A 14,958-nucleotide genomic window follows, 5' to 3' on the forward strand; every position below is an offset into this window, starting at 1 on the left:
GTTGATGGAACGTGCTCAGTCGTCGAGGAGCGCTCGGAAGCGGCGCGCCCTTGACCGCCCGAACGGAATCAGCCTGGGCGTACTTCTCTGGTAAGCGCGGTAGCGCTCACCGAACTGCCGCACCAGATCCCGCTCTTCGTACAGAAGCCCGATCAGCACGTAGGCGGTCATCCCGCCGGCAAGCAGCAGGTGACTGCCGGTCATGGATGGGGTGGACCATATTCCGATCAGCACGCCGAGCTGCATCGGATGACGCACCCACCGGTAAAGCGCCGGTGCCTTGAATGCAACCGGCGTGTAGGGCAGGCCCCTGGCGTGCAGGTAGATCTGGCGCAGCCCGAACAGATCGGCATGACTGATGAGAAACGTGGTCAGCAGCACGAGCCCCCACCCGCCAAGCGCGATGCCGGTCAGCGTGCCCGCAAGCGGTCCGTCGTCGAGCTTCCACAGGTGCCCGGGCACGGGCTGCCAGAACGCGATGAGCATGCACAAGGCCAGAGTCGTTGCCACGAGATAGGTGCTGCGCTCGAGGTGCACGGGAACATGGCGCGTCAGCCAGCCCTTGAATCCCGGGCGTGCCATGATGCTGTGCTGCAGGCCGAAGCCGGCGATGAGGGCGAGGTCGACGAGCCAGGCCCATCCAGGCGAAGCCGTGCCGCCGCGGTCCACGTTGACCGGGGTCAGCACGCCCACGCTGAATCCGACGAAATAGAGCAAGGCCACGAAGCCCGCCAGATAGGCGCCCAGCCCATAGATCCAGTTCAGCAGCGTTTTCACGATGTCTCTCCTGTCAGCATTGAAGGAGTGTTCAATTTAGGGTGGGCGGCCTAGACTCTCTAGTGCGCAAACTGTAGTAAACGGCTACGCATTGCGTAGTGACCTGGAGGCGTCATGTTGAAATACGGCCAGTTTTGCCCCATCGCCAAAGCCAGCGAGGTGCTCGGTGAAAAATGGACGGTATTGATCGTGCGCGAGTTGCTGCTGGGCACGAAGCGCTTCAACGACTTTCAGCGGGCGTTGTCGCTGATCTCGCCGACGGTGCTCGCCAAGCGGCTGAAGACGCTGGAGGAGCAGGGCCTGGTGTTTCGCAAGGCCGTGGGCGGCGGACGCTCGAGCGAGTATCACCTCACCCCGGCCGGCCGCGAACTCTACCCGGTCATCGAAGAGCTGGCCGTGTGGGGCATGCGCTGGGCGCGCAAGCACATGGACGATTCGGAACTGGACGTCGAGCTGCTGATGTGGGATGTCCAGCGCCGCATCGACCGCGATGCCCTGCCGGGCGGACAGGCGGTGATTCGCTTCAGCTTTCCCGACTTGAAGCGCTATCGCGACTGGTGGGTGGTCGTCGACGAATCGGGCGCCGATCTGTGCACGAGCAACCCCGGCAAGGATATCGACCTGCACGTGGTGAGCGACCCGCGTACCCTGATCGAGGTGTGGATGGGCGATGCCACGCTCAGCGCTGCCACGTCGTCGGGCAAGCTCAAGCTGGTGGGCTCTGCACTGTACTCACGCACGATGAAGAACTGGTTCATGCTGAGCAACACGCGGGACATCATGCAGGCGCCGCATATCGCCAACCGCCAATACGATTGAGGAGTGCAACCATGAAATTCATGATGCTGATGATTCCGGCCGTGTACCAGGGCGGCAAGCCGGCGCCCGGCTTTGCGCCGGATCCGAAGAAGATGGAAGCAATGGGACGGTTCAACGAAGAAATGGGCAAGGCGATCAAGATCGAATCGCTCAACGGCCTGCATCCGCTGGCCGAGGGTGCGCGCGTATCGTTCGCCAATGGCAAGCCCGCCGTGACCGACGGACCGTCGATCGAAGCAAAAGACGTGTTGGGCGGCTACTGGCTGGTGGAAGCGCCGTCCAGGGAAGACGTGGTGAAGTGGGCGCAACGCTGCCCGGCGGACGAAGGCGACACCATCGAGATCCGGCAAGTCTTCGGGCCCGAGGATTTCGCGAAATAAGGCGCGGGCGCCGGAATAGATATGTGTTCTTGCGAGACCTGACCCCGCGGGTTCGCAAGGGGGGCCTCGTTACCCCGCACCCAGGTGCCCGACCTTGACGAAGATCGTGCACCCCTCGCGGCTGAACGGCTGGTGCCGGCTCATGTGCGGGCTGCGCAGCCAGCTGCCGGCCGGATAGCGGCCGAACTCGTCCTCGAACACGCCATCGAGCACGAGGATTTCCTCGCCGCCGAAATGCGCATGGCTCTGGAAAAACGTCTCCGGCTGCCAGCGCACCAGCGCCGTATGCTCGCCTGCATGCTCGTGCAAGGGCATCACCGCCAACCCCGGCACCAAACCGGGCAGCCATCGCATGGACGCCGTATCCAGCCGCACTACCGACGTATCTTCCGCGTCGAAAGCGAGGCGCTTGATGAACAGCACGCACCCCGTCTCACTGTGCAGGGACACATCCGACCCCGGCGGATTGCGCAGGTAGGCACCCGCCCCCCACACGCCGCGCGCATCCGTCAGCGTGCCATCGAGCACGAGGATTTCCTCACCCAGCGCGCCGCCCGGCGGGGCGAACACCGCCCCCGCCGGCGCCTGCACCAGGCTGGTCGTGCCCGTCGCCAGGCTGTCGAGCGGCTTGCAGGCGCCCTCGCCGTCCGCCGTGGCGAGCCAGGGCGCCGTCTGCGTCGCCACCACCACGCGCTCGTTCAGATCCGCATGCATGTCATTTTCACCATGATTAACAATCGCAGGGGTTATGGTGTCTGACCCCATTTATTGCTCAATCACCCACCGTAATTTCATATTCGATGTCTTGCACCATTCGTCCATAATCGGCAGTCGTGTTGTTGTATCGTCCGCCGAATTTGATCGTGTGCTTCCCCGTCTTTAGAGGCCGAATCAGTATCCAATAGCCATCAGAGGCTGACGGGTAGGCCCTGTAAGGCTTAACCGATTCCGGGACGCGTTCGAAAATATCAAAGCATTTGCTGCTGCGCGCCCGATAGCGCTTCGGGTCTTTCAACGACACACCGTCCACTTCCACGAACAAGTCGAGCGCCGTGTCATTGTTCATCGCAGCGCCCGCCTTGGCCTGATCACAGGTGTAGCCGTTGTTCGCTTCGCGCGGCCAATACGCCATATTGACCAACGGAAAGAACAAATAGGTATCCGAAGGGACCGTGCAGCTCCGTCGGATCTTGGATGAGCCAAATCCCCCTGCGAGAAACCAGACCTTGCCCTTCTGGCCGACTCCGCAATGCTCACCCGAACGATCTTGCACTGGATTGATTTCTGTCGGGCTGGACATTGCCCACTTCCACCAATCCGCCGACAACGCTTCGGCATCGCGACCTTTCAGTTTGAAACCCGGGGCCTGAAAATTGCCTGGCCCACTTGCACAAGCCAGCCCCGCTGCTGCCGCGATAACAAGAAACAGCAAAACTCGAAACATTCCCTCTCCCCTTTTTTTCCTAAATTTTCTGACAGATCAGTTCTGCCCCTATTGTTCGCCGGGCACACAATCCGAAGCTGCCCCTTTAATTCAGTTGGTTCATAAACAAATCGAGCCCGGCCCCTTTGATTCCTCGTTGTGCCCGTTTGAAACGCTGCTTGTCCCTAACTGTTCCTATTTGAGCCGAACGTAGAGATGAACGTTGGCGGAGCCATCACCAAGAGAAACTTCCTTAACCTCTAGGTAAGGCTGTTTGCGCACGAGCTCACCCAGCTTCTGGCAACCGTAGTTTCGCGGGTCAAACGCCGGGCTGTTCTTCACGATCATTGATCCAACACCGGCAAGGGCCGCCCACCCGTTGTCCCTGGCAGTCGCAGTAACTGCCGCACGGATCATTGGCTCCAGCGGCTCCGGGCCTGCATCGTCTTGGATGGGCGCCTGTTGCGGCCTCAGAATTTCTGTGTAAATGAACTTGTCACATGCGGCCACGAATGGTTGAGGTGTTTTCTTTTCCCCGAACCCATACACAGCGAGACCGGCTTCCCGAATGCGTGTAGCGAGACGCGTGAAATCACTGTCCGATGAAACCAGACAGAAGCCATGCAGGTCGCCTGCGTGGAGCAGGTCCATCGCATCGATGATGAGTGAAGCGTCGGTGGAATTCTTTCCCGTTGTATAGCTGAACTGCTGCATCGGCTGGATTGCCATTTTGTGTAGCACATCCTTCCAGCCTTTGAGGTTCGTCGTGGTCCAGTCCCCGTAGGCCCGCTTTACGCTTGCCGTGCCGTATCGCGACACTTCTGCGAGCAACTCATGGATGACAGAAGCCTGAGCGTTATCGGCATCGATAAGAACTGCAAGTTTGTCGCTGTTTGGGGACGCCATCTTCTTGTGTTTAGGTCGTAAATTTTATTGCGAACAAACCGTAGCCCATCACCGTTTGATGCAAAGGTAAAAACCGTGGTCTGTTCCCTATTGCACCTATTTCTTCGGCGGCTGCTTGGGTAGCGGTGGTGGCGGCGGTGGCGGAACTCTCGGATGGTCACTCCGATCTTTGGGGGGTAACGACGTTGTCGAGCTTTGCTGATTCTTTCTATGCATGATCACGCCTCATAAGGTAGTCAAATCGTATACACCGAAGCCAAGTCCGGCAAAGAAACAGGCAAATGAAAGCCAAGCGATTACATCAGCTAGGATGAAATAGCTCGACCGATCATTGTCCCTCGCTAGCACCTCGCCCCACTCAAGCTCATCCGCATAGAATTTCGAAATATCCATACGCCAGCCTGAAAAGAGCCAAGTCGCTCGGTAATAGGCAGTCGCATGTCCCAAACCCACAAGTACTAAACCCAACAAGAATGCCACTAGCATCCAATGGGCATGGGGAATTGGCGTTATGGTTTTGTATGCCCCCATAAAACTTAAGACTGCAACCGCACTCCCCGAATTTGTGAGCATCAGATATTTCCAGGCGGCCTCAGCCCGCCCAACGATTCTCTCTTGAAGTTGTGCCCAACGATTTTCCACATATGAAACGTAGTTGTTTCGTTGTTCACCTCCTATTTGAGAAAGTTTCATATGAGTAGTTTGTGTTGTTCCTAATTCGGTCGCTTATGCCCGGTCGTTACAAATTCTCAATCCCAGAAACAAAAGGCGCAGAGAACTGCGCCTTTTTCATCACTAAAGCCGGTCAATCCCAGCTCAATGCCCCGCCCGTCTGATACTCCGTGACGCGCGTCTCGAAGAAGTTCTTCTCCTTCTTCAGGTCGATCATCTCGGCCATCCAGGGGAAGGGGTTGGTGACGCCGGGGAAGAGCTCGTCCAGCCCGATCTGCTGGCAGCGGCGGTTGGCGATGAAGCGCAGGTATTCCTTGAACTGCGCGGAATTCAGGCCCAGCACGCCGCGCGGCATGGTGTCCTCGGCGTAGCGGAATTCGAGCTCGACGCCCTTCTGGATCAGGGTGCGGATCTCGGCCTTGAACTCGCTGGTCCAGAGGTGCGGGTTTTCCTGCTTGATGGTGTTGATGAGGTCGATGCCGAAGTTGCAGTGCATGGACTCGTCGCGCAGGATGTACTGGTACTGCTCGGCGGCGCCGGTCATCTTGTTCTGGCGGCCGAGCGCGAGGATTTGCACGAAGCCGACGTAGAAGAAGATGCCTTCCATGATGCAGGCGAAGACGATCAGCGACTTCAGCAGCTTCTGGTCGTTCTCGGGCGTGCCGGTCTTGAATTCGGGGTTGGTGAGCGTGTCGATGAAGGGGATCAGGAAATCGTCCTTGTCGCGGATGCTCTGGATCTCGTGATACGCATTGAAGATCTCCGACTCGTCGAGGCCCAGCGATTCGACGATGTACTGGTAGGCGTGGGTGTGGATCGCCTCCTCGAAGGCCTGGCGCAGCAGGTACTGGCGGCACTCGGGCGCGGTGATGTGGCGGTAGGTGCCGAGCACGATGTTGTTGGCAGCCAGCGAATCAGCGGTGACGAAGAAGCCGAGGTTGCGCTTGACGATGCGGCGCTCGTCCTCGGTCAGCGCGGTGGGGTCCTTCCACTGCGCGATGTCGCGGCTCATGTTCACTTCCTGCGGCATCCAGTGATTGGCGCAGCCGGCGAGGTATTTCTCCCACGCCCACTTGTACTTGAAGGGAACGAGCTGGTTCACGTCGGTGGCGCCGTTGATGACGCGCTTGTCGGCGGCACGGACGCGGGTCGTCGCGGCTGGCTGGGCGGCAGCAGGCGCGACGGGCGCAGCCCCGGCAGGCGCATACGCGGGCTCGGGCATGCGCGGCGCGAGTTGCGGGGCGGGCGTGAAGTCTTCTTCAAAGTTCAGCATCGTTGTTTTCTCCTTTGGTTACACCAAAGTGGGCTGGGCCCACACTGCTTATTCATCGGTTCGCGGGAGGGTTTGCCCTCTCCCCCGGCCCCTCTCCCGCAAGCGGGAGAGGGGAGTTCTGCTTTTGCCCTCTTCCGCATGTGGGAGAGGGAAGTTGAGCTTTGCCCTCTCCCCAGCCCCTCCCCCGCTTGCGGGGGAGGGGCTAAAACCCCCCCTCTGCGCCACCTCGACTGGATCGGGCCGGCGGGGGAATTCGGCGAGCACTGTCTGAGCCCGCAGGGCGAGTTGCGCAGCCGCCCCGGCGGATCGGTTCAGTCGAGGCCCGCCCCGGAGGGGTGGCGCAGCGGGGTCGCCTTTCTTTGGTTACCGGACGTCGTGCCTTGGCATGACGTCCCATCAAGCCAGCTTGGCGAGACAAAGAAAGTGACTAGCCGCCGGGCTACCCCCGGCCAACGGACCGTCGCACATCACGACCGCATCCATTGACCAGGTTCGCCTCTTCTTGGGTGCTGCTCCTCCTCCTACAACCTCGTTACTGGCAGGCCTCGCATTCCTCGAAGCCGGGGTCGCCCGGCCGCATGGTGCAGACCTTGCCTTCGATTTCCGGCACCGGCAGGTTGGCCGCCGCCGCATCGATCGCGCTCGGCGCGGCGCTCACGCCGCCGCCGACGTGCGCCGACACGGCGTTCAGCTCGCCGCCCTTGCCGGTGGATTTCTCCGCGCTGGTGGCGCCCAGCGTGCGCAGGTAGTACGTGGTCTTGAGACCGCGCAGCCACGCCAGCTTGTAGATGTCGTCGAGCTTCTTGCCGGACGCGCCCGCCATGTAGATGTTGAGGCTCTGCGCCTGGTCGATCCACTTCTGGCGGCGCGAGGCGCACTCGACCAGCCACTGCGGCTCCATCTCGAACGCGGTGGCGTAGAGCGCGCGGATGTCGGCCGGGATGCGGTCGATGCGGGCGAGGCTGCCGTCGAAATACTTGATGTCGGCGACCATGACCTCGTCCCACATGCCGAGCTTCTTCAGGTCGGCGACAAGGTACTTGTTGGCGACGGTGAATTCGCCCGAGAGGTTCGACTTCACGTAGAGGTTCTGGTAGGTCGGCTCGATCGACGCGGAGACGCCGACGATGTTGGCGATGGTCGCAGTCGGCGCGATCGCCAGGCAGTTCGAGTTGCGCATGCCGTACTGGGCGATGCGCTGGCGCAGCGCGTCCCAGTCGAGCGTGGCCGAGCTGTCGACTTCGAGGTAGCCGCCGCGCTCTTCCAGCAAAAGACGATTCGAGTCGTGCGGCAGGATGCCGCGGCTCCACAGGCTGCCCTCGTAGCTGGAGTAGCGGCCGCGCTCGGCGGCGAGCTCGGTGGACGCCCAGTAGGCGTAGTAGGCGACGGCTTCCATCGAGCGGTCGGCAAACTCGACGGCGTCGTTCGAGGCGTAGGCCACGCGCAGTTCCTGCAGCGCGTCCTGGAAGCCCATGATGCCGAGGCCGACCGGACGGTGCTTGAGGTTGGAGTTGCGCGCCTTGCCGACGGCGTAGTAGTTCACGTCGACCACGTTGTCGAGCATGCGCATCGCGGTGTGGATGGTGGTCTTGAGCTTGTCCAGATCCAGCTTGCCGTCCTTGAGGTGGTTCACCAGGTTGACCGAGCCGAGGTTGCAGACGGCGACTTCATGGTCGTTGGTGTTGAGCGTGATCTCGGTACACAGGTTGGACGAGTGCACGACGCCGACGTGCTGCTGCGGGCTGCGGATGTTGCACGGGTCCTTGAAGGTGATCCAGGGGTGGCCGGTCTCGAACAGCATCGACAGCATCTTGCGCCACAGCTGCACGGCGGGGATGCGCTTGTAGAGCTTGATCTCGCCGCGGTCGGCCTTGCGCTCGTATTCACAATACGCTTCAGCGAACTTGCGGCCGTAGAGGTCGTGCAGGTCGGGCACGTCGTTGGGCGAGAACAGCGTCCAGTCGCCGCCTTCCATCACGCGCTGCATGAACAGGTCGGGAATCCAGTTCGCGGTGTTCATGTCGTGGGTGCGGCGGCGGTCGTCGCCGGTGTTCTTCCGGAGGTCGAGGAACTCCTCGATGTCGAGGTGCCAGGTCTCGAGGTAGGCGCACACCGCGCCCTTGCGCTTGCCGCCCTGGTTCACCGCGACGGCGGTGTCGTTGACGACCTTGAGGAAGGGCACGACGCCCTGCGACTTGCCGTTGGTGCCCTTGATGCGGGCGCCCATGGCGCGCACCGGGGTCCAGTCGTTGCCGAGGCCGCCGGCGTACTTCTGCAGCATCGCGTTTTCCTTGATCGCCTGGTAGATGCCGTCGAGGTCGTCGGTGACCGTCGTCAGGTAGCAGGACGACAGCTGGCTGTGGCGGGTGCCGGAGTTGAACAGCGTCGGCGTGGACGACATGAAGTCGAAGCTCGACAGCACCTGGTAGAACTCGATCGCGCGCGCCTCGCGGTCGATCTCGTTGATCGCGAGGCCCATGGCGACGCGCATGAAGAAGGCCTGCGGCAGCTCGATGCGGGATTCCTCGATGTGCAGGAAGTAGCGGTCGTACAGGGTCTGCAGGCCGAGGTAGCCGAACTGGTAGTCGCGGCCGGCGTCGAGCAGCTTGCCGAGGCGCGCGAGGTCGTACTGGGCGAGGCGCTCGTCCAGCAGCTCGGCGTCGATGCCCTTCTTGATGAAGGCGGGGAAGTAGTCGGCGTAGCGCTCGCCCATCTGCGCCTGGGTGACGGCCTCGCCCAGCACCTCGTGGCGGATCGAGTTGAGCAGCAGGCGCGCGGTGACGTAGGAATAGGCCGGGTCCTGCTCGATCATCGAGCGGGCGGCGAGCACCAGCGCCTTTTCGACTTCGGCCATCGGCACGCCGTCGTAGAGGTCGCGGAGCACGGTGTGCATGATCGGCTCGGCCTTGACGTTGTCGCCGAGGCCGGTGCAGGCGTCGGCGACCAGCGCAGCGAGGCGCGCGGTGTCGAGCGGCTTCTTCTGGCCGTCCTCGACCACGTGCAGCGTCGCTTCGGGCACGCCGGCGGCCTTCTGGGCGGCACGCTCCTGCGCGCGCTTCTCGCGGTAGAGCACGTAGGCGCGGGCGACTTCGTGCTCGCCCGAGCGCATCAGCGCGAGCTCGACCTGGTCCTGCACGTCCTCGATGTGGAAGGTGCCGCCATTGGGCTGGCGCCGCATCAGCGCGTTGACCACCTGGCCGGTGATGCTCTCGACCAGTTCGCGGATGCGCGCCGAGGCCGCGGCCTGCCCGCCCTGCACCGCGATGAAGGCCTTGGTCACGGCGATGGCGATCTTGTTCGGCGCGAAGCCGACCACTGCGCCGTTGCGGCGGATGATCTTGTAGTCGGCGTAGCGCGTGTCGATCACCGCCGCGTCGGCAGCTTCGAGGGGCGGAAGAGGGGGGGCAGCAACGGTTTCGGTGGCGACATTCAGCATCGATGGGGCTCCTTGGTGGGTGTTCGTGGATCGGGCGCCGGCCGGTGTTCACACCTTATGCACAGCTTGCCCAACCCCCGCCAACAGGTTTATTCACAACATATTGTGGTCTTGGCGCGGGCCGGATACAAATTCTAGGTGGCACACCTGGCATGTCAACCCGGTTCCGAAATGTTCGGGAATTTTTTCTCACAGCCGGAAAAATCCCGCGGCAAATCAAGGTCGTCAGGCGGGTCCATGCCCAAATTTTGAACAGCCCCCCGCAGCCGCGCGGCCTGGCAGGCCGAAACGCCCCCGCCAGCCCCATGAATGCGTCGACGATTCAGATTATTAGTAAAAACAGATATTTGGCGGGCTGCGCAAACTCTGCTGAAACTTTGCGCGCCGCCCCGTCCGGCGCCGGCCGCCGCCATGCCCATGCGATGGACAGGGGCAACTTTGGTTATGATTGGGGCAAACGACACCAACCCGGGCCCACCGGAAACCGCCATGCGCCACACTGCCGTCCTGCTGATCTCCTGTCCCGACCAGAAGGGACTGGTCGCCGCCATCGCCGACTTCCTGCTGGCGCACGACGCCAACATCCTGCACGCCGACCAGCACCAGGACGCCGAGCTGAAGCTGTTCCTGATGCGGGTGGAATGGGACCTGGCCGGCTTCGACCTCGACCTGGCCGACTTCGGCGCCGCCTTCGCGCCGATCGCCGAGCGCTTCGGGATGAGCTGGCGGCTCGCCGAATCGAGCCGCAAGCCGCGCATGGCGGTGTTCGTCTCCAAGTTCGACCACTGCCTGGCCGACCTCCTGTACCGCTACCAGAGCGGCGAACTGCACTGCGAGCTGCCGATCATCCTCAGCAACCACGAGGACACGCGCTGGCTGGCCGAGGCCTACCGGGTGCCCTACCAGCACCTGGCGGTCAGCAAGGACACCAAGCACGAGGCGGAGCAGGTGCAGCTGGCGATCCTGCGCAACCAGAAGATCGATTTCATCGTGCTGGCGCGCTACATGCAGGTGCTGTCGCCGGAATTCATCCGCCACTACCCCAACCGCATCCTCAACATCCACCACTCCTTCCTGCCGGCGTTCCACGGCGCCAAGCCCTACCACCGGGCGTTCGAGCGCGGCGTCAAGCTGATCGGCGCGACCGCGCACTACGTCACCGAGACGCTCGACGACGGCCCGATCATCGAGCAGGACGTGGCGCGCATCTCGCACCGCGACAGCCTCGACGACCTGATCAAGAAGGGCGCCGACCTCGAGAAGGTGGTGCTGTCGCGCGCGGTAAAATGGCACCTCGACAACCGGGTGCTGGTCTACGCCAACAAGACCGTCGTGTTCGACTGACCCCCGCCGCCTGCGCCCGCCCCCGGCCCGCGCGGGCGGGATCGGTTTCCTCCCTTTTTCGCAGGCCCCTATCGATGACCGAGATTCTTGTCCTCTACTACAGCGTCGGCGGCAGCGTGCGCGACATGGCGCACCTCGTCGCGCGCGGCGTCAACCAGGTCGCTGGCGCATCCGCGCGGCTGCGCACGGTCCCCCCGGTGGCGCCGCGCACCCAGGTGGCCGAGCCGCCGGTGCCCGACACCGGTGCCCCCTACGCCGAACTCGCCGACCTCGAGCAGTGCGCCGGTCTCGCGCTCGGCTCGCCGACCCGCTTCGGCAACATGGCCGCGGCGCTGAAGTATTTCCTCGACGGCACCGGCGCGCTGTGGGCGAAAGGCACGCTCGTCGGCAAGCCCGCCGCGGTGTTCACCTCGACCGCCAGCCTGCACGGCGGCCAGGAGACGACGCTGACGAGCATGATGCTGCCGCTGCTGCACCACGGCATGCTGATCCTCGGCCTGCCCTACACGCTGCCCGAGGTCAACGACACCGCCAGCGGCGGCACGCCCTACGGCGCCAGCCACTGGGCCGGCCCCGCCGACGACCGCCCGCTTACCGACGCCGAGCGCACGCTGTGCATCGCGCTCGGCAAGCGGCTCGCCGAAACCGCGGTGAAGCTCGCATGAAAACCCTGCAATACATCGCGAGCGCGAGCCTGATCGCGCTGATCTTCCTCTGCGTGGCCTGGGAGCTGTGGCTGGCGCCGCTGCGCCCCGGCGGCTCGTGGCTGGTGCTGAAGGCCCTGCCCTTGCTGGCGCCGCTGATGGGCATCCTGAAGGGACGCCGCTATACCTACCAATGGGCGCCGATGCTGGTGCTCGCCTACTTCACCGAAGGGGTGGCGCGCGCCTGGTCGGACAAGGGCGCATCGGCGTGGCTCGCCGGCGGCGAGGTCGCGCTGTCGGTGGTGTTCTTCTTCGCCGCGATCTACTACGCGAAGTTCAGCGCGCCGTCGCGCCAGGCCTGACGCGCCGCCCCCTCATGCGGGGGCGCGGCGGCTGTGGGCGCTGACGATCAGCACGCCGGCGAGCACGAGCGCCGAGCCGGCGATCTGTACCGACGACAGCCGTTCGTGCAGGAACGCGTACGCCATGACCAGCGTGGCGATCGGCCCGACGGAACCGATCAGCGACGTGCTGCCGGAACCGATGCGGCGGATGGCGTGCGACAGCAGGAACACCGGCAGCAGCGTGGAAAAGACCGCCATCGCCAGTGCGAGTCCGTAGACCCGCCCCGGCACGTCGAGCGCGCCGAGCGGATGGGTGGCGGCGAACTGCAGCAGGCTGGCGGCGGTCGCCACGATCATCGCGTAGGCGGTGAAGCGCGCCGCGCCGATCCGCGCGATCGCGTGGCCCGCGCCGACCAGGTAGACCGAATAGGACACGGTGCTTGCGAACACCAGCGAGGCCCCCAGCACGGCCCCGTGCGGCATCGCTCCCGCGTCGTGGACGAAGGCCAGCGCGATCCCCGCATAGCAGACCGCCATCGCCGCGATGACCGGCCGCGCGATGGCACGCCGCGTGAGCAGCGCCGACAGGATCACCGTCAGCGTCGGGTAGAGGAACAGGATGAGCCGTTCCAGGCCTGCCGAGACGTACTGCAGCCCGAGGAAGTCGAGAAAGCTCGACAGGTAGTAGCCGATCAGACCCAGGACGAGCACGAGCATCCGGTCGCGCGTGCCGAGCGGCTCGGCATGCTGGCGCCGGGCCCACAGCGCCACGCCGATGAAGAACGGCACCGAGAACGCCATCCGCAGGGCGAGCAGCGTCGCCGCATCGACACGGTCGAGGTAGGCTAGCTTGACGAGGATGGCCTTGGCCGAAAAGCCGACCGCCGCGAGCAGCGCGAAGAGGATGCCGACGAGCGCATCCTGATTGAACAAGCCGGTTTGTTGTGCCTGGTTTGCCATGAGCGAAGACCCTTGTATGGCGCTACGGCGGGTCGTCGGCAAACGGGAGGCGATGCGGTCAGACCCGCAGTGCCCCGTGATGAAAAATCAGGTTAAAAGAGGAGCGGACTGCGGCAAGGGGGCGTCCCCCACCACAGTCGTTTGGCGAAGCAGCGTGTGAAAGCGATGGCGTGTTGCGCGTTCATAAGCTCGGAGCCTACCAGACATTCAGGTCTGGTCAACCGGACCTTGGCCCACTCATTCCGGCGCATCCGGCACCCCGACGGGCGCCGGATGCCAGCCGGCTCACACCTGCGGGTGCGCGCGCTCGCGCTTGCTGTGCAGCTTGTTGAGCGCGTGCAGGTAGGCCTTGGCGGAGGCGACGACGATGTCGGTGTCGGCGCCCTGCCCGTTCACCACGCGCCCGTCGTGCGCCAGCCGCACGGTCACTTCGCCCTGGGCGTCGGTGCCGCTGGTGATGTTGTTGACCGAGTACAGCAGCAGGTTGGCGCCGCTGTTGACCTCGGACTCGAGCGCCTTGAAGGCGGCGTCGACCGGACCCGAACCCACGCCCACGGCCTGCTTCTCGACGCCCTCGTCGGTGAACACCATCCGGGCGCGCGGCACCTCGCCGGTCTCGGAGCAGACCTTCAGCGACACCAGCTTGTAGCGCTCGTGCTCGGCGGCGTAGCCCTCGTCGGAGACCAGCGCCTGCAGGTCCTCGTCGAAGATCTCGCGCTTCTTGTCGGCGAGGTCCTTGAAGCGGGCGAACGCGGTGTTGAGCGCTTCCTCGGTCTCAAGCACGATGCCGAGCTCGGCGAGCTTGCTCTTGAACGCGGCGCGCCCGGAGAGCTTGCCCAGGGTGAGACGGTTGGCGTTCCAGCCGACGTCTTCGGCCCGCATGATTTCGTAGGTCTCGCGGTGCTTCAGCACGCCGTCCTGGTGGATGCCGGACTCGTGGGCGAAGGCGTTGGCGCCGACGATGGCCTTGTTCGGCTGCACCGGGTAGCCGGTGATGGTCGAGACGAGCTTGGACGCCGGCACGATCTGCGTGGCGTCGATGCGGGTGTCGCAGTGGAACACGTCCTTGCGCGTGCGCACCGCCATCACGATTTCCTCGAGCGAGGCGTTGCCGGCGCGCTCGCCGAGGCCATTGATGGTGCACTCGACCTGGCGCGCGCCGTTCATCACCGCGGCGAGCGAATTGGCGACCGCCATGCCGAGGTCGTTGTGGCAGTGGGTCGACCAGATCACCTTGCCCGAACCGGGTACGCGCTCGATGAGCGCCTTCATGCGCTCGCCCCACAGCGCGGGGATCGAGTAGCCGACAGTGTCGGGCACGTTGATGGTCCTGGCGCCGGCCTTGATCACCTCGTCGAAGATGCGCACCAGGAAATCCATGTCGGAGCGCACCGCGTCCTCGGCGGAGAACTCGACGTCGTCGGTGTATTCGAGCGCCAGCTTCACTGCCTTGACCGCGGCCTCGACGACCTGGTCGGGCTGCATGCGCAGCTTCTTCTCCATGTGGATCGGGCTGGTGGCGATGAAGGTGTGGATGCGGCCGGACTTCGCCGGCGCGATGGCGCCGCCGGCGGCGCGGATGTCGCGCTCGTTGGCGCGCGCCAGCGAGCAGATCGTCGATTCCTGGATCGCCTCGGCGATGGCCTTGATCGCCTCGGCGTCGCCGGGGCTGGCGGCGGCGAAGCCGGCCTCGATGATGTCGACGCCGAGCTTCTCGAGCTGGCGTGCGATGCGCAGCTTCTCGTCCCGGGTCATCGAGGCGCCGGGGCTCTGCTCGCCGTCGCGCAAGGTGGTGTCGAAAATGTACAAACGGTCGTTCATGGTGGGCTCCATGGTGGGTCGGCGGCGCCTTCAGGGCGCGCGATGCCGACGCATTATATCGGTCTGCCGCAAGCGGCTCGCGGCGCGGGGGTACTGCTCGGGGGGAGGGGGGTCAGTGTGCGCGCGCGACGCGCAGCAGCAGGCTGCCGAACAGGAGGC

The 14,958-nt window shown here is 64.0% G+C and carries 14 protein-coding genes; 5 read left to right on the top strand and 9 right to left on the bottom strand.

What is annotated here, in order from left to right; all coding sequences use genetic code 11:
- Positions 1 to 15: 15 nt before the first annotated feature.
- Positions 16 to 777: a methyltransferase family protein gene (locus tag VA613_RS10855; RefSeq protein ID WP_324779033.1), complete on the bottom strand. Its 762-nt coding sequence runs from the start codon at positions 775 to 777 to the stop codon at positions 16 to 18.
- A gap of 114 nt (positions 778 to 891) precedes the next feature.
- Here VA613_RS10855 and VA613_RS10860 point away from each other — a divergent pair, with 114 nt between their 5' ends.
- Positions 892 to 1,596 (top strand): winged helix-turn-helix transcriptional regulator, encoded by a 705-nt coding sequence (locus tag VA613_RS10860; protein ID WP_324779034.1) that lies wholly within the window; start codon positions 892 to 894, stop codon positions 1,594 to 1,596.
- A gap of 11 nt (positions 1,597 to 1,607) precedes the next feature.
- Positions 1,608 to 1,976 (top strand): YciI family protein, encoded by a 369-nt coding sequence (locus VA613_RS10865; protein WP_324779035.1) that lies wholly within the window; start codon positions 1,608 to 1,610, stop codon positions 1,974 to 1,976.
- Between the two features lie 69 nt (positions 1,977 to 2,045).
- On the opposite strand, the gene VA613_RS10870 is transcribed toward VA613_RS10865, so the two are convergent.
- The 6 genes from VA613_RS10870 to VA613_RS10895 all read right to left on the bottom strand — a co-directional run bounded on the left by VA613_RS10870 (position 2,046) and on the right by VA613_RS10895 (position 9,686).
- The gene (locus VA613_RS10870; protein WP_324779036.1) at positions 2,046 to 2,690 is read right to left on the bottom strand and encodes a cupin domain-containing protein; all 645 of its coding nucleotides are present in this window, start codon (positions 2,688 to 2,690) and stop codon (positions 2,046 to 2,048) included.
- Positions 2,691 to 2,748: 58 nt separating this feature from the next.
- Entirely contained in the window at positions 2,749 to 3,420 is a 672-nt protein-coding gene (locus VA613_RS10875; RefSeq protein WP_324779037.1) for a hypothetical protein, read from the bottom strand.
- Positions 3,421 to 3,594: 174 nt separating this feature from the next.
- Complete coding sequence (locus tag VA613_RS10880) at positions 3,595 to 4,305, bottom strand: NYN domain-containing protein (protein ID WP_324779038.1); 711 nt, start codon at positions 4,303 to 4,305, stop codon at positions 3,595 to 3,597.
- 225 nt (positions 4,306 to 4,530) lie between these two features.
- Positions 4,531 to 4,998: a hypothetical protein gene (locus VA613_RS10885; protein WP_324779039.1), complete on the bottom strand. Its 468-nt coding sequence runs from the start codon at positions 4,996 to 4,998 to the stop codon at positions 4,531 to 4,533.
- A 112-nt stretch (positions 4,999 to 5,110) separates the two neighbouring features.
- Positions 5,111 to 6,250 carry a ribonucleotide-diphosphate reductase subunit beta gene (locus tag VA613_RS10890; RefSeq protein ID WP_324779040.1) on the bottom strand — a complete coding sequence of 380 codons (1,140 nt, stop codon included), beginning with the start codon at positions 6,248 to 6,250 and terminating at the stop codon, positions 5,111 to 5,113.
- A 532-nt stretch (positions 6,251 to 6,782) separates the two neighbouring features.
- Positions 6,783 to 9,686: a ribonucleoside-diphosphate reductase subunit alpha gene (locus VA613_RS10895; protein WP_324779041.1), complete on the bottom strand. Its 2,904-nt coding sequence runs from the start codon at positions 9,684 to 9,686 to the stop codon at positions 6,783 to 6,785.
- Positions 9,687 to 10,175: 489 nt separating this feature from the next.
- Between VA613_RS10895 and purU the strand changes: the two genes are divergently transcribed.
- From purU to VA613_RS10910, 3 genes are all read left to right on the top strand, one after another.
- Entirely contained in the window at positions 10,176 to 11,030 is an 855-nt protein-coding gene (gene purU / locus VA613_RS10900) for a formyltetrahydrofolate deformylase (protein WP_324779042.1), read from the top strand.
- A gap of 74 nt (positions 11,031 to 11,104) precedes the next feature.
- Positions 11,105 to 11,695 (top strand): NAD(P)H:quinone oxidoreductase, encoded by a 591-nt coding sequence (gene wrbA / locus VA613_RS10905; RefSeq protein ID WP_324779043.1) that lies wholly within the window; start codon positions 11,105 to 11,107, stop codon positions 11,693 to 11,695.
- Entirely contained in the window at positions 11,692 to 12,036 is a 345-nt protein-coding gene (locus VA613_RS10910) for a DUF2069 domain-containing protein (RefSeq protein WP_324779044.1), read from the top strand. Before wrbA ends, VA613_RS10910 begins: the two co-directional genes overlap by 4 nt.
- 12 nt (positions 12,037 to 12,048) lie before the next feature.
- Here VA613_RS10910 and VA613_RS10915 read toward each other — a convergent pair whose 3' ends face one another.
- Positions 12,049 to 12,978 (bottom strand): DMT family transporter, encoded by a 930-nt coding sequence (locus tag VA613_RS10915; protein WP_324779045.1) that lies wholly within the window; start codon positions 12,976 to 12,978, stop codon positions 12,049 to 12,051.
- A gap of 285 nt (positions 12,979 to 13,263) precedes the next feature.
- The gene (locus VA613_RS10920; protein ID WP_324779046.1) at positions 13,264 to 14,799 is read right to left on the bottom strand and encodes a 2-isopropylmalate synthase; all 1,536 of its coding nucleotides are present in this window, start codon (positions 14,797 to 14,799) and stop codon (positions 13,264 to 13,266) included.
- Between the last annotated feature and the right edge of the window lie 159 nt (positions 14,800 to 14,958).

The sequence above is a fragment of the Thiobacillus sp. SCUT-2 genome (assembly GCF_035621355.1).
Classification (GTDB): domain Bacteria; phylum Pseudomonadota; class Gammaproteobacteria; order Burkholderiales; family Thiobacillaceae; genus Thiobacillus; species Thiobacillus sedimenti.